We start from the raw sequence: 17,020 nt of genomic DNA, 5'->3' as shown, positions 1-17,020 counted from the left end.
ATGAACACGACACTGACCCCCGCAGACCTCGATCCCCGTAGGCAGGCCATGCTGCTGTACTTTCAGGGATACCGCGTAGCCCGCATTGCTGAAATGCTGGGCGAAAAAGTTGCAACCGTTCACAGCTGGAAAAAACGCGACAAGTGGGGCGACTATGGGCCGCTGGATCAGATGCAGCTCACCACCGCCGCACGCTACTGCCAGCTCATTATGAAGGAGCATAAAGAAGGGAAAGATTTCAAAGAAATTGACCTGCTGGCGCGCCAGTCGGAGCGCCACGCGCGGATCGGCAAGTTTAACAATGGTGGCAACGAAGCCGACTTAAACCCTAACGTCGCCAACCGCAACAAAGGCCCACGCCGTCAGCCGGAAAAGAATGTTTTCACTGATGAACAGATCGAAAAGCTGGAAGAAGTCTTCCACGCCTCTATGTTCGACTATCAGCGTCACTGGTTTGAAGCCGGGAAAACAAACCGCATCCGCAACCTGCTCAAGTCGCGCCAGATTGGCGCCACGTTTTATTTTGCCCGTGAAGCATTGATTGACGCCCTGCTGACCGGACGCAACCAGATTTTCCTTTCTGCCAGTAAGGCACAGGCGCACGTCTTTAAGCAGTACATCATCGACTTTGCAAAAGAGGTGGATGTTGAGCTGAAAGGCGATCCCATGGTGTTACCCAATGGGGCAGCTTTGTACTTTCTCGGCACCAACGCCCGCACGGCGCAGAGCTATCACGGTAATCTGTACCTGGATGAATATTTCTGGATACCAAAATTCCAGGAACTGCGCAAAGTGGCTTCCGGTATGGCCATTCACAAAAAATGGCGACAAACCTATTTTTCCACGCCCTCCAGCCTGACCCACAGTGCTTATCCGTTCTGGTCCGGTGCGCTGTTTAACCGGGGCCGTGCCAAAGCGGACAAGGTGGATATTGACCTGACCCACAGCAACCTTGCGCGCGGCCTGCTCTGCCCTGACGGGCAGTACCGCCAGATCGTCACCGTGGAGGATGCGGTGCGCGGCGGCTGTAACCTGTTCGACCTCGACCAGCTGCGCATGGAGTACAGCCCGGACGAATACCAGAACCTGCTGATGTGTGAGTTCGTGGACGATCTCGCGTCCGTGTTCCCGCTCAGCGAGCTGCAGGCGTGCATGGTGGACAGCTGGGAAGTCTGGACCGATTTTCAGGCGCTGGCGCTGCGCCCGTTTGGCTGGCGCGAAGTGTGGATCGGTTATGACCCGGCAAAAGGTACGCAGAACGGTGACAGCGCAGGCTGCGTGGTTATGGCACCGCCAACTGTACCTGGCGGGAAGTTCCGAATTCTGGAGCGTCATCAGTGGCGCGGGATGGACTTTCGCGCCCAGGCTGATGCTATCAAAAAACTGACGCAGCAGTACAACGTGACCTATATCGGCATCGACTCGACCGGCGTCGGGCACGGTGTTTATGAGAACGTAAAAGCGTTCTTTCCTGCCGTGCGGGAGTTTGTCTACAACCCTAACGTCAAAAATGCCCTGGTGCTCAAGGCGTACGACATTATCAGCCACCGCCGTCTGGAGTTTGACGCTGGGCACACCGACATTGCGCAGTCCTTTATGGCTATCCGCCGCGCCACCACCGCCAGCGGCAACCGTCCAACCTATGAAGCCAGCCGCAGCGAAGAGGCCAGCCACGCAGATTTGGCCTGGGCAACGATGCATGCACTGTTTAACGAACCGCTGCAGGGCGAATCCGCCAATACCAGCAACATTGTGGAGATTTTTTGATGAGTGAGCTCGAAGCCTTAACCAGCACAACGCCAACAGAAGATATGGCGCCTAAAAACGCAGACGTAACTGCCGAGGCTTTCAGCTTTGGTGATCCAATCCCGGTGCTGGACCGCCGCGAGCTGCTGGACTATGTGGAATGCGTGCAGATGGACCGCTGGTATGAGCCGCCGGTCAGCTTTGACGGGCTGGCGCGAACCTACCGTGCCGCAGTGCATCACAGCTCTCCCATTGCGGTAAAACGCAACATTCTGACCAGCACCTTTATCCCGCATCCACTTCTTAGCCAGCAGGCGTTCAGCCGGTTTGTGCAGGACTATCTGGTATTCGGTAATGCCTATCTGGAGAAGCGCACCAACCGACTCGGCGGCATTCTGTCGCTGGAGCCATCACTGGCGAAATACACCCGCCGCGGGATCGATTTAGACACCTACTGGTTTGTGCAATACGGCCTAACCACGCACCCCTACGAGTTCACCAAAGGCAGCATCTTTCACCTGATGGAGCCGGATTTAAACCAGGAGATTTACGGTCTGCCGGAATATCTGTCAGCTATCCCTTCCGCCCTGCTGAATGAGTCCGCAACACTGTTCCGCCGGAAGTACTACATTAACGGTAGCCACGCAGGCTTCATCATGTACATGACTGACGCCGCGCAGAACCAGGAGGACGTGAACAACATCCGCCAGGCAATGAAAAGCGCCAAAGGGCCGGGCAACTTCCGCAACCTGTTTATGTACTCGCCCAACGGTAAAAAGGACGGTATCCAAATCATTCCACTTTCGGAGGTTGCAGCTAAGGATGAGTTTTTGAACATCAAGAACGTGAGCCGCGATGACATGATGGCAGCACACCGCGTTCCGCCGCAGATGATGGGGATTATGCCGAGTAATGTTGGGGGGTTTGGGGATGTGGAGAAGGCAGCGAAAGTATTTGTACGTAATGAACTATTGCCTTTACAGAAGCGTCTAACTGAACTTAATTCTTGGCTAAACGATGAAGTAATTAAATTTGAAGCATATTCATATGATATAACCTAGATAACATAAAGGTTGAATTTAAAGACCATCTTATTCATATTTAAAACATAATAATTAAATCTCTCGCTAAGCCTGAAAATTCAAGCTTAGCGAACTCTGCACTTTACAAACCTTTTTCCATACCCTGAATATAAGCAGCAATCTTGGTTTTAGTCTTTGCGTCTTTGAAGTACCTATTAAATGAAAATGAAGCATCATCACGCTGGGCTTTTTCGACCATTGCACTTATATATTTTATCGCGGCAGGAACAAACGTAATTGCTTTTTGATAATTCAATCTATCAACGCCTTTAGCATCACAGATTTGTCCTACCGCAAATAACACATGATAAGCACCATCAATTAAAAACATATGCGCAGAATTGAACTTCTCCTCTTTCCTGATAGAGGATTGCAATAATTTCTTCTTATTTTCAATAACTGAAAGTACTTTGATAGAAGCCAGAAGCTCATCAGCCATTAATTCATCTGTAAATACAGTTTCATAAAGATCTGAGAAAATCCTCCCCCTATCCTTTTTAGCTACTTCAGGTAAATCTAGCGAATAAGCTAAATGAGCTTGTCCGGCACTCAAAGCATCAACTCTGACACTTTTAGGCTGGTTCGAATGCTGCCCATCCTTTCTATCATAAAAAAGCCCCATGCCCTCAAAAGCTTCCTCTAATTTTTTCTGAATATCATCATTTGAACGAAGGTCTCGACTTTTAATTGGAGTTTGACTGTTCGTTGACTCAGCAATAGCCAGACTAACTGGTTGAGATTTAGTTTCAATTATCCTTACTAATATTAAAACATCTTCCAGTCTTTCTTCGGAATTTAAGCTAGCTTCAAATAATGCATTAGATGTCTGCCCTCCATTCACGATTTGGATATTTTTTAATTCTACCAATGGAGCTCTTTTCCCTTTTATATAAGAAAAAGAGTCACAAGTTACAGTAATTCCATTATTCAAATACCAAAATAATGGGCTGCGATCTGATAATGCAGTTTCAATTATGCGTCTGTTTATTTTATTTGTTCGACTTAAATAAACTCTTACATTATCATTAAAAATTTCTTTCCTAACCTCCTTTGGATTTTCAGGGTTTGTAATTATCCTTACAATTTCAGAAGCTTCAACAGTACATATTAACCCTCTAATACTGCCATCGGTACGGTCAAAATAGTCCTTATCCACTATCTGTAACTGCTCATCAATAACGCTATTCTTTCTTTCAACAAAATAATTAACAATAGTGTCCAAACTATGATGGTGAACATTGAAATATTTATATTTACTTAATGACGCATTGGCTCTTTCTTTTTCTCCGTTCTGCATTTCCATTGTGTTACCACAAAAGTGAACTTCAATGGAAGGATTACTTTTCTCAAGTGCAGCCCAAATTTCTTTAATTTTATTCCATAATATCGGATTGCAAGTTTTCTCGAGAGATTTATTTAAATCCAATAAGTCATCAAAGAATGACACTAACTTATCGATTTCATTGCTGGGAAAATTCTTTTTAGTATTCTCAAAGGTATCAGCATATTTAAACTGAAATATATGGATAGAATTCCTGCCATCACGGTCATCGACATAAACAGCATCAACACCTCTATCCATTGAACCATCAGTTATGGCATCTTCAGCTTCTTCATCAGATACATTTAGTAACGTTGCCACCATCAAAATTGGAAAAGCTTTTTGTGGTTTATCGATTCCATTCTCAGGATCCAAGTATGCTTGTACTTTGTGATGAAGTGTATTCCAATCTAACAAATTAGCCATCGAATCACTCTTACTTTTGGGATAATAGAAGTTAAAGAAATTTTACTGATTTTATACCCTGTGATTCGTATGGAGCAACTGAAACAATATTTGTTTATACAATTATACATATCAGCGCGCGCTCGTATCCCCGCCACGCCTGCCCACTTTATGTAGTGGTTTTCATGCACCTGCATGACATAAGCAAAAGCCCGCCAGTTCTGGCGGGCCTTATCAAAAACGATCCTCAAACGATCATGCGATCTCATGCGGCATAGACTGCACTACATAGCTAACGCCTCGCAAAGCTCGTTGTTCAACCTTGCTGACGCCAGAAGCAAGTTCAGACGCCAGCAACGTTCCTATTCCTAACTGGGGAGATCCATTGAGCGGTTGTACTCATGAGTACGGATTTTCGCCATCAACTCATCAGTCAGCTCCGAAACCCACTGGATAGCAAGCCGCTTCTCTTCATCATCGCACTCACTAGCCGCTACAAGCTTCACAAAAAAATCAATGCGCTGGAGCTTCAACGACTCCAAAAAATAGTCCTGCATTTTCCCCTCCAATCAAAAACAACTGTATATAAACACAGTATATAATTACCCATCAAATGTAAATTGTTTTTTTATGTTTCAAACAGATGGCTCAACTGCGATGCTTTACAAGAGACAACGGAATGAGGAATAAATCGATGCGTAAAGCATGTATTGAACTTATGGCAGGAACTAACGCAGCCTGCCTGGTTGCAGGTGAACTAGGCACTGGCCGCTGCCTTTACTTGGTTGTAGTAATGGAAGACATATTTGGTAAACCTACAACGGAACAATGGCTAAAATCCTTAAGGCTCTGCGAGGCCAAGGCGGCTGAACTGAAGTATGAAGTTGCCCGCATTCGCGGCAAGAGTCTGGCTGGCTTGTAACCCTTCAATCTAAGGCGCCTTAGTACCACTGGCGCCATTTATCATCTTCTTGCAAACGTTGATCCCGATAAAACAGGCGCAACCCTGCTCCAGATGGGATGCTACCACCACGCAAAAGCAGATCCACTTCCGCATTGCTTGCATCAAAGCCTCTGGAAGTCAGTTCTGCCTTAAGCTGCAGGCGCCGCTGCTCCGAAATATTCTGTTTGTATACTGTTTTCCGCTTCGGTTTTACCAGCCTCAACCTGGCGGTAAGCTCCCGCTGTTCCTTCTGGCCCATATTGTGGAGATATTCCTGCAGCTCCTTCTCATCCATGGTTTTAATATCGGGTAAATCACCCCCTGATTTGTTCAGATTTTCAACAGGGGGACAGTTATTGCCACGAGTCCAAGGGGCGCAAGCGCCCTGGTCGGCTGCCGCCTCCTGAACGTCAACGGCCTTACGGACCATCTTCCACTTGATTGCGTGCGTGCAGATCCGGCCCTCAATGATCGGGGACCAGATGCCATAGATACGAATACCGTGGTCGCCGTAGGCGCTCGGCTCATCGTTAAGCTCGTATGCCGTTCTGACCAGGTGATGTTTGCGGGGAACCAGTACACCACCCTGTTTCATGATGTAGGTGGCAAAGCAACCCGCGTCTGCAGCTGCCAGTACCGCATCCAGACGCGGATTATCCAGTACCGGCGTACCCGCTTTGCGTTCGCCCTGGACTCTCGCCGCCTGACCAGCCAGCAAGCGCAGCTCGCGGTATGCCTGACGCCCCGGAATACCAAAGAAACGAAATTGCTGGACACGATGCAATGACGCCCATGCGCTGACATGCTCGGCGCTGTCACGCAGCGATCTGCCGGTTTCTTTGCTGATTTCTTTAGCCAGCCCTCGCCCGTCGATGTTTTTGCTGATGTATTTAGCGATATAGCTGGTCGGCGTGCCCTTACGCGGGTTGATAAGCTCGGACTTGAAGCGCGGCCCGGTATTGGTGCCCAGCTCCTCGCGGTCTTCACGGATGGCAAACTTACGCAGCAGCGCGGTGATGGAACGGCGGTCTTTTTTACGCATGAAGCACAGAAGATGCCAGTGCACGGTGCCGTCATGGTGCGGCTCTGCAACGCGGACGCCGTACCAGCGCAGCCCGGCCTTGTGCATTGCCTTGCGAAAAGCGGCGAACGTATCAACCAGATAGTCACTGCTCTGACGGACGGTGGCGCTGGTCCACTTAGGATTAGGTCTGCCGTTGTTGAGGGTTGCGTGGAAGCGTGACGGGCAGGTGATGGTGTAGAACACCGCACAGTCTCCGCGCATTTCCGCGATCAGCTCCAGTCCCTTAACACAGGCCATCATTTCATTACGGCGGTGTGCCGGGTTGCTGTTACTGGCGTTCACCACGTCTTCCATGTCCAGCGTGTCGCCGTCTTCGTTGACCAGCTCATGCGAGCGGAAGAACTCCAGCGATTTGCGGCGCTGCTCGCGTTTGTGGATCACGGCTTCATAGCTGACATACGGGGACGCTTTTTTGTTGACCAGGCAGACGGCGCGCAGCTGCTCCTCCCGCCACTCGCAGCGCATCTGCCACAGTTTGCGATACCACCAGTCCGCGCACAGCATACGCGCCAGCGATGGTGGGATCAGTTCATAAGGCACCGGCTTGCGGCGGCGCTTTTTGCGGCGTAACTGTTCAAACGCTGGCGGGATGACCTCAAGGCGCATGGCTTCTGCTGCAACCCTTTCCCATGCCTGGCGGATTTCTTCTGGTTTAACATCGTCACTGACAAACAGATCACCGCAGGCCGCATCAAGACACATGCTCATATGTGCCGCAACCAGCGTGGAAAGACGCTTGACCTGATCCTGATTCATTTCAGGCAGTACCAGCAGCCCCTCCAGCCCGTCCTGGCTCGCCATAAACCGAAACGAGGCGGACATTTGGCAGCCCCGCACGCGTTCCAGCCGCTCAATACACGGTCTGATAGTTTCGCGCAGATAGCGGGAATACGCTTTCGGACGTCTCAGGGTATTGAAGTATTTAATTCGCTCCAGCAAAGGCTTGCTGATATGGGCAGGCATAGCGCTTACATCGGCAATAATCACCAAATCGGGATTAACGCACTGCTGTTCGCGGGCCATTTTGGCATGACTAATCAGCCGATCCTGCTCTATTTCACGCTGGACAGGATCACGGGATTCATTAAAGAAATAGCGTTCCCAAACCTCATCACTCAACGCCTCACGGCGCAGTTGCTCCTGCTCGTTATCCGCAGCGTACAGAGTGATGAGGTTTGAAAGCGCAGACTCCGGCGCTACTTCCGCCGGTTCCAGATACGGGTTAACCGCTTTTTTTGGGGTATTCCATGGAAAGGCTGCGGCGGCCTCATTCGAGCCGCCGGTCGCCACCATTTCGAAGCTGGTCAACTTCACAGGCCAGCCCCCATCATATAAGACTTGATGAATACTACTGCCGCTTCTGCGTTTAAGGCGTTTCCGTAGGTTCGAATTCGTCCCACTCTGGAGGCAGCCCCATTAACCAGAGGCTCAAGGCCGGATTTAACTGGCCTCCATTTTCCATCTGTGCATTTGAGCCAGTCAGCATCTTTCCAGAAGCCGTTAACCGGACCGGGCCTGCAATCTGCGCCACCGCATCCAGACGATCTGTCGATATTTTCCCGTTGCGAATTCTCCCCCCAGGATATCCCCCTTTGTGGTCGCTGGCTGTTGGCGTGGGCCAGCCAGCCATTTTTACCTGTTGCGCAAGGCTGCTGCCGGACATGCCCTCGGTAATCCCTCGCCCTCCCCGCCTGCTGTCGCTGGCGCTCGGAGTCGTCCAGCCCGAAAGCTGCGCAGCTGTCTGCAAGTTCAATCCTCCCTGACGGCCCGCGTTGCTGGGATGCTTCCAGGCATTCGCTGTTGGTGTGGGCCACCCAATAAGTTCTGTCCCGGATGTTCGGGGCACCGACGCTCGCAGCCGGAAACGCACTCGCCCCGAAGGCATAACCCATGGCTTCCACGTCAGTCTGTACAAGGTCGATCCAGTCATTTGCGTCAGCGCTTGCAGATTGCTCGCCAAAGACAACGACAGGGCGACGCTGCCCGACCAGCCAATGCATGGCGGGCCATAGGTGCCGCTCGTCAGCAAACCCCTTTCCTTTGCCTGCCGCGCTGAAAGGCTGGCATGGGCAGGAACCTGTCCAGACCTCCCTGCTGTCTTCCCAGCCCACACGGCGCAAGGCATATGACCAAATACCAACCCCTGCAAAGAAATGGACTTGAACAAATCCTCGTAAGTCATCGGGTCTGACATCTTCAATACTCCTTTCATCTACGACACCCGGCATAATGCGACCGGCAGCCATGTGTACACGCAACCGCGCAGCTGCAAACGGGTCTATCTCGTTGTAATAAGCCCACGCACTCACACCCGCACCTCATGTTTAACGCAGCAGTCATGACCGCCTGCAGGGTCAAAACCAATCCAATAACGGGGTTTAGAAGTAGCAATAATTTCCACTGCGGACTTACCATCACCGGCAGCCACACCCATGCTGCGCTTTGCCGTCAGCCGATAGCGGGAAAAATTGCGATAAAGAGAACGGGTCAAAGACGTATCACTGTTGGACACAATGACCGGATGACCTTCTGATGAACGACGCTCAAGAATAGACGCCAGATGATACTGATCATCCTCAGTAAATCCGGCGGTGTGATAACCGGTAAACGTTCCGTCATATGGCGGATCGCAATAAACCACATCACCAATCTTCAGCAGTGCCAGTGTTTCGTCATAGCTGGCGCAGATAAACGTTGCACGTTGTGCCTTTTCTGCAAAAGCGCGTATTTCGTTTTCGGGGAAGTACGGATTTTTATAATTACCGTAAGGAACATTAAAGTGACCGCTCAAGTTATAGCGGCACAGTCCGCGATAACAATGGCGATTAAGATAAATAAACATGGCAGCGCGGCAATCCACAGGCCAATCACGTCCATGGTTAAATTCTTTTCGAATATCGTAGTAATCTTCTGCCGATTTATTTTTAGCAAATAAATCCTTGCCAATTGAGATTAATAATTCAGGTCCGCTTTTAATGGCGTTGTAAAGACTTATCAGGTCTGGATTAATATCCGCGACAAGATAATAAGGATAGTCTGTCGCCATCATTACAGCGCATGAACCCGCGAAAGGCTCAACTAGTCGCGGGCCTGCTGGAAGGTGTTTTTTCAGTTCTGCCATGATGGCGGTTTTATTACCCGCCCATTTCAGGATAGTGCTCATACAGCACCGCCTTTAGCCAGAGAACGGACAAGCCCTAGTGTCATTTTGCAATCAGCTAAAGCACGGTGCGCCTTATCCTCAACCACAACACCTTCATGCGCAGCAGCATCAACCAGCTTATGCCATTTATAGCCATTAAATCGTCCCGGCTCGCCTCGATACTCTGCATAAAGCTTCATCGCGCAAACAGAATGAGCAGCAAGCATCCATGGCGCACCTTCAGAAGGTCTTCCATTCAATGCGTAGGTCTGACGAATTAACCGGAGATCATAATCGGCGTTATAGATAACAAACCCAAAGCGCCGAAATAGTTCCTCCACAGCCCCACATATATCAGTCCAGTTAGGAGCAAAAGCCACCATTTCATTAGTAATGCCATGAATGGCTATCGCCTCATCAGGAATAGGTTTAGTTGGCTTAATAAGAGTATTAAGCATAATAAATCCATGACTATCAATAATGCATATTTCTACTATTTCCGCATCGTCTCCCAGCCCGGTGGTTTCGGTATCGATGAATAAATACCCGTCATCAAGCCATTGCGCTGCACGTTGGCTAATTACCATCTTTTGGGTATTCATAAAGCACCTCCGCTATAGTGTTTGCCTTTCAGCTCTGCGATTTCCTGACAAGTGACACAGCACTGCACGCCCGGAATGGCGCGGCGGCGTGCTGGCGGGATCGGTGCATCACAATCAATGCAAAGAACACGTGAAACGCCCGGCGTTCTGTTGCGGACGGTGTGGATATGGCGCTGGCGTTCTTCTTCAACGCGCTGCTGTACAAGGTCCATTGAATCAGCCATCAGTGGATCTCCTGCGCTTCGTTCTGAATGTTTTCAGCCGCAATACGCAGCAGCTCCGCCGCTTCAACGTGGTTAAGCTGGCGTGACGTGATATGGCAGGCCAGGCTATCAAGACGGGCTGCCATTGCCGCAGCACGTGCCCGGCGCTCTTCCATCCGTGCATCAGTCAGCATCTGGTTAAGGCCAGCATCATCTGGTCCGGTTTTGGTGATACGGGTTTCAATATTTCGCATTGTTGTTTCTCCTGAATTTGGGCAATAAGAAGCCCGGCGGGTTTACGCCTTTAATTTCGGTTGTGGGTTAATTCGGCATGGCTAGCCGATTTGGAAATAAACTCACCACTGTACGGAAATGGTTCATTGCTTTAATCAGCTCCCGCTTTTCGTCAGTCGTCAGCTCACTAACATTGACGCTATGACGTTCCGCCGGAATCTTTGCCATAAAGAATATTGCGGCTAGTGCGCGTTTATTCTGCTCATGGTTAATATCCCGTTGGTCCCGCATATCGCTAATAAAGCGCTCCAGTTCTGAATCAATATTTAAGCCAAACACTTTCGCCCTTAATTCCGCGATGTGGTTTAACCCATTAAGGCGGAGGCCAGCGCTTAGCGGAACAGTCGCAGCATCGCCTTCAATAGCCATGGTTTCCCCTGCTTTTTAGTGGACAGCTCAGCCAGCAACGCATCCTGAGAGCGGCACGGATGCCAGCGCTTTCCATCCTTCCCCATAATCCAGCCATGACCGCAGTGCATTACAGGACTTTGCTTAACGAGCAGTGATGCAAAAGATGGTTCTTTAGTCAGCATAACCACCTCAGATCAGGCCGAACGAAGCGCCGAGGCCCGTCACGGTATCTACTGCGCTTGCCATCGCCGGATTCGCCTGCAAACGCGCATGTAATGAAACTGCGGTGAGTGCCATCAGGCGCGTGACAGAGTTGATGCTGTTGATCACATCACGGCGGCCTGCACTGGTTTTCACATCACCGGATACTGCGCCTGCAGCTACACGCCCAATCTCCGCAGTTGCACTCATGACGTAATGCGGCAGGTTCTCTTTTGCCACTTCATTCAATGGCACGCACGGTAGGCAATGGATTTGAGCCAGAAAACCGTCAATCAGCGTTGAGTCTTCTGTGATATCAGTCAGCAGCCAGATCTCCGGCGGCGTAAGTTGATGCGGTTGCTCCGGGTTCAGCTTATTGCGCAGCGTCTGGACATTCATTCCTGCGCGTTCTGCCAGCTTCGCCATATTGTGACACAGCGCGAAAGTCCGGCAGGCTTCGTCAAAGTGTGGATGTTTGGAAATCTTATAATCAAACATGCAAGCCCCTTAGAAAGTTCTCATAATCGAACTTACTGACCAACAATGACGCGGAAGTTGGAATGACCAAGAGACTCACGAACCTGGTCGGTTTTGTACATCAGGTACCGCAGGCTTACACGTCCTTTATTTTTTTCTTTCTTCACCATGTACTTAGCAAGCTGACCATGGTGAATTTTTTGATACACGGAGCCACGGGAGATACCTTCCCACTCCGCGAACTCAGCAGGCGTTGCCATCTCTTTTGGTACACGAATTGAAATATCAGTGCTCATAGTGCAATATCTCTCGGTTAAGGTTTGGTTTACGTCGTTTTATCTTGTTTTATTTGATTCAATAATTGATACATCGAGATACTACGATCCAATTTTTGATACGTCAATAGGATTGAAAAATGATACAAGTGAAAGCTGGCGAGAATACCGGGGGAAGAGAGGCTATACATAGGTTAATGGCTGCCTACGATTTTAAGTCCAGACAACAACTGTGTGATCACCTGGGCGCATCCAAAAGCACTATGGCAAACAGATACTTAAGAGATAGTTTTCCGGCGGAATGGGTGATTCAGTGTGCTTTAGAAACGGGAGTTTCGTTACTGTGGCTCACTACCGGACAGGGAGAGCCAGGTTCAAACATTGACCATAAAAAAGATATCAATTTCGTGAACTCCGGCAAAGTTAAACCTCTTTCGGAACTGGTTTCCCCTGAAATTGACAAGGCAACTCTCAACGGTGGTTTATTGGTCGAGGCAGGAAAAGCAATCATTGATACCAGCCTGCTTCCCTCAGACTCAGGCGACCTATTGTTAGTTAATACTGCTGGAGATTCTTATTTAGTAGACCGCAGCCAGACACCACCAGTTAATGGCATATGGTTGGTAGATATCGACGGAATAAAAAGTATCGTTAAGTTAACACGTCTACCAGGAAACAGATTAGTGGTGCATCAAGACGAATCATCCTTTGAGTGCAGCCTAGACGACATTGAGGTAGTGGGCCGCGCTTTAAAAATAATCAAGAGCCTCTAACTTATGAGCATCAGAAAACAGCCTAACGGAAAATGGTTGTGTGAATGCTACCCGAACGGACGGGATGGCAAGCGTGTACGCAAGCAATTTGCGACTAAAGGCGAGGCCATAGCATTCGAAAACCACACCATGGATGAGGTGAACAAAAAACCGTGGCTGGGGGAGAAGGAAGATCGGCGGCATTTATCAGAAGTGATTGAGCAGTGGCATTCACTTTATGGGCAGACGCTGGCAGACCCCAAACGCCTGATGGCAAAACTCAGCATTATTTGTAATGGCTTGGGCGATCCCATTGCCTCAGAGTTAACCGCAGGCGATTTTACGAAATACCGGGAAGCACGGTTAAAAGGTGAAGTAAAAAATGAAGATGGCGTGCTTATGTCGCCAGTTAAGCCCCGTACGGTAAACCTTGAACAACGTAACCTATCATCTGTTTTTGGCACACTGAAAAAGCTGGGCCACTGGCCAGCACCCAACCCGCTCGCTGGGCTGCCAACATTCAAAATCGCAGAGGGCGAACTGGCGTTCCTGGCACCTGAAGAAATTAAGCGTCTACTGGATGCCTGTGCTGATTCGCAGAGTCCCAGTTTGCTGATGATTGCAAAAGTATGCCTGGCAACTGGCGCCCGATGGAGTGAAGCCGAAAACCTGCAGGGCCATCAGCTATCAAAATACCGCATCACTTATACCAAGACGAAGGGCAAGAAAAACCGTACCGTGCCAATATCTCAGGAGCTGTATGACGAACTCCCCAAGAATAGAGGGAAGTTATTCACCCCGTGCAGAAAAGCTTTTGAGCGTGCAGTAAAAAGAGCCGGTCTCGAACTGCCTGAAGGCCAGTGCACCCACGTACTGCGTCACACATTCGCCAGCCATTTTATGATGAACGGCGGAAATATACTGGTACTGCGTGATATTCTGGGCCATGCCGATATAAAAATGACGATGGTTTACGCTCACTTTGCCCCTGACCACCTTGAAGACGCAGTGACAAAAAACCCGCTTCACAACCTCAATTGGAAGCGCTAATTTATGGCGGCATTTTGGCGGCAGGGCATTAAAAACGCGTAAAACGGACGAATACTGAATAATACTAACACGCTGTTTTTAAACGCAACACACTGTTTTTACTATACTAAAAATGGTATGTAGGAATTTCGGACGCGGGTTCAACTCCCGCCAGCTCCACCACTTTTTAGTTGTTTGAAGTACAATGAAGTCTACTAAGCCCGCACAGCACAAGCTCTGCGGGCTTTTTTGTGTCTATTGCCGCCTGGTGAGAATTGCTGAGAGCCTCACGGGCATTGACGTCAAATGACGCAATGGGTGACAGGGCAAAACGCCAAAAGTCTCACCAATAACTCCCGAAAGAATTGGAATACGAGAGTCAAAGAAAATAGAACACTCACTGAGAGTCCTGCCAGGCTGGGGCAAAGCTCTCAGTCAGGCTGTCGAACATAAAGATAAGCAGTTGCCCGTGAGACGCCAGGATGTTGGGCTACGGTATCCATAGATTTACGAAGATTCAGCAGACCTTCTTTGCGAAGCTTAATGATCAATTCTTTTCTGTCAGCTGCTTTAAGCGTCCTGGCCGTAGTGGCACGAGCAGCGGCGAAACTATCTATGCGCTGTCGAATGGTCTCTGTTCCTCCAGGATCAATATTTTCTCACGGAATTTTTTATTACCGTATGCGTTATTCAGCGTAGTCCGAAGACGTGATCCTGCTCACCCAGTCAAACATAACTTGCATATGATTGCCATTGGATGTCCTCACACCAACCTGACACGCATTTACGCCTGTCGTTTTGCCAGTCAAAACCTGTCCATACTTCATATAGATTTTGATACCGACTCCCTGTTTATAGCACTTATTGCAAATCGAGAAATAATCTCTTCTTGATGGAGTATCTTGCTGAAGATTAAATTCGTCAGCCGGCACCAGCGAAAGATTAAAAGCGTCATTACCTGATAATTCTTCAAGAATTGCCAGAGACTCTAATTTAACTTCAATGCGCTTATTTCCTTTAGGTTTATCCGAAGCCAGAATCAAATTTTCCCTCGGATTAAACTTCGCAATGTAGCCTGTGATTATCCGGGCATTATTACTCACCAATCGAACAGGGATATCATTAAAACGTAGAAATTGGACTCGACGAGCAAGCATAGAATAATCCCGCGGCCATATTTCAGCCTCTCGCCCGTAGGAAATATCATTTACAGCTATACATTCCATAAAGATATATTCATCTATGCTGAATGAAAAAGCCCCGAATTCACGGGGCTGAATAAAACGAAATAAATTAACGTAACAGAGACAGCACGTTCTGCGGGACCTGGTTAGCCTGTGCCAGAACGGAAGTACCAGCCTGCTGCAGAATCTGCGCGCGAGACATGTTGGAGACTTCGGTCGCGTAGTCGGAATCTTCGATACGGCTACGCGCTTCAGACAGGTTGTTTACGGTATTGCCCAGGTTGGTGATAGCGGAGTTGAAACGGTTCTGAACCGCACCCAGGTCAGAACGCAGCGCATCCACCTGCGCCAGCGCGGCATCAATTTTCTGCAGCGGGTTTTCGGTGGTTTTAGCGGCTGCTTCAGCCAGCTCTGGCTGTGCTTTAAAATCATGACCAGCGGCTTTGCTGGCATTGTAGGTTTTACCGTCGATAGTAACGACTTCGGTTTTACCATCTACGCCACCCAGTTGGTTAGCCGCTGTTTTGGTAGTGCCGTCAGCAGCAGTATAACTTGTGGTTTTAGCTTTAATTGCTCCTGTCGCTTCATCGTAATCTGCGGCGTAATACTTATCGCCAGCTTTAAGCGCATAACCGCCTTCAATTGTCTTACCATTTTTATCGGTATAAGACATTTTGACCAATGTAGCGGCATTAGCATCGGCAGTGTCAACGCCGCCAGCGATTAAGGCATTTTTAGCATCTGCTGAAGCAACTACCGGTGTAGTTGTTAACTCCTGTACTTCTGTTTTAGTTGTTACGCCAGCAGGCATTGTGGTTTTAGTTGCGCCAGCCGCAAGGGTTACTGTACCGTCAGTAGCAACGTTAACTTCATAATCGCCATTTTTGGCGGCATCAGCACCACTAAAGCCCCCAATAGTAACAAAGTACTTGTTATTATCTGCGTCAAATTTAACCGCACCACCGGTTACAGAAGCCGTACCAGTCGTACCACCCGTAGCCGTTTTAATAGCTGCATCAGTAAGACCCGATACATCCAGTGTAGTACCATTATCGGCATAAGCTGTCGTTGTTACTGCTGTATCTTTCACATCATACGCTTTCTGCACGTTCAGTGAATCCAGGCCCAGGGTCTGAGAGTTGATCTGCTTCAGATCGATATCGATAGTTTCACCGTCGTTGGCACCAACCTGGATGGTCAGGGTGTTGTCCTGCGCCAGGACTTTCACGCCGTTGAACTGAGTCTGACCGGATACACGGTCGATTTCGTTCAGGCGCTGGGTGATTTCAGCCTGGATGGAGTCGAGGTCAGACTGGGAGTTGGTGCTGTTAGCAGACTGAACCGCCAGTTCACGCACACGCTGCAGGTTGTTGTTGATTTCGTTCAGCGCGCCTTCAGTAGTTTGCGCAATAGAAATACCGTCATTAGCGTTACGGGAAGCCTGAGTCAGACCTTTGATGTTCGCGGTAAAACGGTTAGCAATCGCCTGACCTGCCGCATCGTCTTTCGCGCTGTTGATACGCAGACCAGAAGACAGACGCTCGATAGCGGTGCCCAGTGCGGACTGGGATTTGTTCAGGTTATTCTGGGTCAGGAGCGACAGACTGTTAGTGTTGATTACTTGTGCCATAAAATTTTCCTTTTGGAAGGTTTTTGATAACCAATGTTATGCCAGGCTTACCTGTGTCATCCAGGTTATCGACACTTAAGGCATAAACTTTACTACTTTTTCTGTCCGTAAATGCTTACATCTAACAGTTTGATTAAAAAGCCTTTCTATGTGAACACTGCGTCTGGTAGTGTTTTGAGCGATGTCGTCTATAGCTGGATATAACATAGGCTTTATCGTGAGTGTGTTATACTATATATGTTAATGCGTTGAATTTTTTCTCTTTTTTATTAGATGCTGTCTTTTTCGTATACCCTTTC

19 protein-coding genes and 1 pseudogene are annotated in these 17,020 nt (G+C 48.9%); 5 read left to right on the top strand and 15 right to left on the bottom strand.

Features of this window, described 5'->3' with window-relative positions; genetic code table 11:
- Both NA197_RS07640 and NA197_RS07635 read left to right on the top strand, forming a co-directional pair.
- Complete coding sequence (locus NA197_RS07640; protein ID WP_079812917.1) at positions 1-1,767, top strand: terminase ATPase subunit family protein; 1,767 nt, start codon at positions 1-3, stop codon at positions 1,765-1,767.
- Positions 1,767-2,807, top strand: coding sequence for a phage portal protein (locus NA197_RS07635; protein WP_063328721.1), 1,041 nt, complete (start codon positions 1,767-1,769; stop codon positions 2,805-2,807). Before NA197_RS07640 ends, NA197_RS07635 begins: the two co-directional genes overlap by 1 nt.
- A 103-nt stretch (positions 2,808-2,910) precedes the next feature.
- Here NA197_RS07635 and NA197_RS07630 read toward each other — a convergent pair whose 3' ends face one another.
- Both NA197_RS07630 and NA197_RS07625 read right to left on the bottom strand, forming a co-directional pair.
- Positions 2,911-4,575 carry an AIPR family protein gene (locus NA197_RS07630; protein ID WP_001284991.1) on the bottom strand — a complete coding sequence of 555 codons (1,665 nt, stop codon included), beginning with the start codon at positions 4,573-4,575 and terminating at the stop codon, positions 2,911-2,913.
- 347 nt (positions 4,576-4,922) lie between these two features.
- On the bottom strand, positions 4,923-5,111 hold the full coding sequence (locus NA197_RS07625; RefSeq protein WP_001749760.1) for a hypothetical protein: 189 nt from the start codon (positions 5,109-5,111) through the stop codon (positions 4,923-4,925).
- Positions 5,112-5,248: 137 nt separating this feature from the next.
- Here NA197_RS07625 and NA197_RS07620 point away from each other — a divergent pair, with 137 nt between their 5' ends.
- Complete coding sequence (locus tag NA197_RS07620; protein ID WP_001749759.1) at positions 5,249-5,476, top strand: hypothetical protein; 228 nt, start codon at positions 5,249-5,251, stop codon at positions 5,474-5,476.
- A 19-nt stretch (positions 5,477-5,495) separates the two neighbouring features.
- Here NA197_RS07620 and NA197_RS07615 read toward each other — a convergent pair whose 3' ends face one another.
- From NA197_RS07615 to NA197_RS07570, 10 genes are all read right to left on the bottom strand, one after another.
- Positions 5,496-7,874 carry a replication endonuclease gene (locus NA197_RS07615; RefSeq protein ID WP_080157493.1) on the bottom strand — a complete coding sequence of 793 codons (2,379 nt, stop codon included), beginning with the start codon at positions 7,872-7,874 and terminating at the stop codon, positions 5,496-5,498.
- Between the two features lie 17 nt (positions 7,875-7,891).
- A complete protein-coding gene (locus NA197_RS07610) occupies positions 7,892-8,890 on the bottom strand; it encodes a DNA cytosine methyltransferase (protein WP_079969920.1) in 999 nt (332 codons plus the stop codon).
- Complete coding sequence (locus NA197_RS07605) at positions 8,887-9,744, bottom strand: DNA adenine methylase (protein WP_079969919.1); 858 nt, start codon at positions 9,742-9,744, stop codon at positions 8,887-8,889. The genes NA197_RS07610 and NA197_RS07605 overlap by 4 nt, the downstream gene beginning before the upstream one ends.
- Positions 9,741-10,325: a 3'-5' exonuclease gene (locus NA197_RS07600; RefSeq protein WP_079969918.1), complete on the bottom strand. Its 585-nt coding sequence runs from the start codon at positions 10,323-10,325 to the stop codon at positions 9,741-9,743. The genes NA197_RS07605 and NA197_RS07600 overlap by 4 nt, the downstream gene beginning before the upstream one ends.
- On the bottom strand, positions 10,322-10,549 hold the full coding sequence (locus tag NA197_RS07595) for a TraR/DksA family transcriptional regulator (RefSeq protein ID WP_080157475.1): 228 nt from the start codon (positions 10,547-10,549) through the stop codon (positions 10,322-10,324). The genes NA197_RS07600 and NA197_RS07595 overlap by 4 nt, the downstream gene beginning before the upstream one ends.
- A complete protein-coding gene (locus tag NA197_RS07590) occupies positions 10,549-10,782 on the bottom strand; it encodes a DUF2732 family protein (RefSeq protein WP_001244238.1) in 234 nt (77 codons plus the stop codon). The genes NA197_RS07595 and NA197_RS07590 overlap by 1 nt, the downstream gene beginning before the upstream one ends.
- Before the next feature lie 67 nt (positions 10,783-10,849).
- A complete protein-coding gene (locus NA197_RS07585) occupies positions 10,850-11,191 on the bottom strand; it encodes a DUF5347 family protein (protein WP_000963480.1) in 342 nt (113 codons plus the stop codon).
- The gene (locus NA197_RS07580; protein WP_438796679.1) at positions 11,155-11,355 is read right to left on the bottom strand and encodes a phage filamentation protein Fil family protein; all 201 of its coding nucleotides are present in this window, start codon (positions 11,353-11,355) and stop codon (positions 11,155-11,157) included. The genes NA197_RS07585 and NA197_RS07580 overlap by 37 nt, the downstream gene beginning before the upstream one ends.
- Positions 11,356-11,362: 7 nt before the next feature.
- Positions 11,363-11,872 (bottom strand): phage regulatory CII family protein, encoded by a 510-nt coding sequence (locus NA197_RS07575; RefSeq protein ID WP_061872887.1) that lies wholly within the window; start codon positions 11,870-11,872, stop codon positions 11,363-11,365.
- A gap of 32 nt (positions 11,873-11,904) precedes the next feature.
- On the bottom strand, positions 11,905-12,147 hold the full coding sequence (locus NA197_RS07570) for a Rha family transcriptional regulator (RefSeq protein WP_000102106.1): 243 nt from the start codon (positions 12,145-12,147) through the stop codon (positions 11,905-11,907).
- A gap of 119 nt (positions 12,148-12,266) precedes the next feature.
- Here NA197_RS07570 and NA197_RS07565 point away from each other — a divergent pair, with 119 nt between their 5' ends.
- Together NA197_RS07565 and NA197_RS07560 are read left to right on the top strand one after the other, a co-directional pair.
- A complete protein-coding gene (locus NA197_RS07565) occupies positions 12,267-12,899 on the top strand; it encodes a phage repressor protein CI (protein ID WP_023214647.1) in 633 nt (210 codons plus the stop codon).
- A gap of 3 nt (positions 12,900-12,902) precedes the next feature.
- Positions 12,903-13,928, top strand: coding sequence for a site-specific integrase (locus tag NA197_RS07560; protein ID WP_060634075.1), 1,026 nt, complete (start codon positions 12,903-12,905; stop codon positions 13,926-13,928).
- A gap of 410 nt (positions 13,929-14,338) precedes the next feature.
- On the opposite strand, the pseudogene NA197_RS07555 reads toward NA197_RS07560, so the two are convergent.
- The 3 genes and pseudogenes from NA197_RS07555 to NA197_RS07545 form a co-directional block, all read right to left on the bottom strand.
- Positions 14,339-14,566, bottom strand: a pseudogene (locus NA197_RS07555) (helix-turn-helix domain-containing protein); the annotation flags it as partial.
- Between the two features lie 27 nt (positions 14,567-14,593).
- Positions 14,594-15,133, bottom strand: coding sequence for a phase 1 flagellin gene repressor FljA (gene fljA / locus NA197_RS07550; protein WP_000388872.1), 540 nt, complete (start codon positions 15,131-15,133; stop codon positions 14,594-14,596).
- A gap of 67 nt (positions 15,134-15,200) precedes the next feature.
- Complete coding sequence (locus NA197_RS07545) at positions 15,201-16,721, bottom strand: FliC/FljB family flagellin (protein ID WP_000079796.1); 1,521 nt, start codon at positions 16,719-16,721, stop codon at positions 15,201-15,203.
- Between the last annotated feature and the right edge of the window lie 299 nt (positions 16,722-17,020).

Source organism: Salmonella sp. NW884 (assembly GCF_051700745.1).
Lineage (GTDB): Bacteria > Pseudomonadota > Gammaproteobacteria > Enterobacterales > Enterobacteriaceae > Salmonella > Salmonella enterica.
This window is presented reverse-complemented; position numbering and strand designations above follow the sequence as displayed.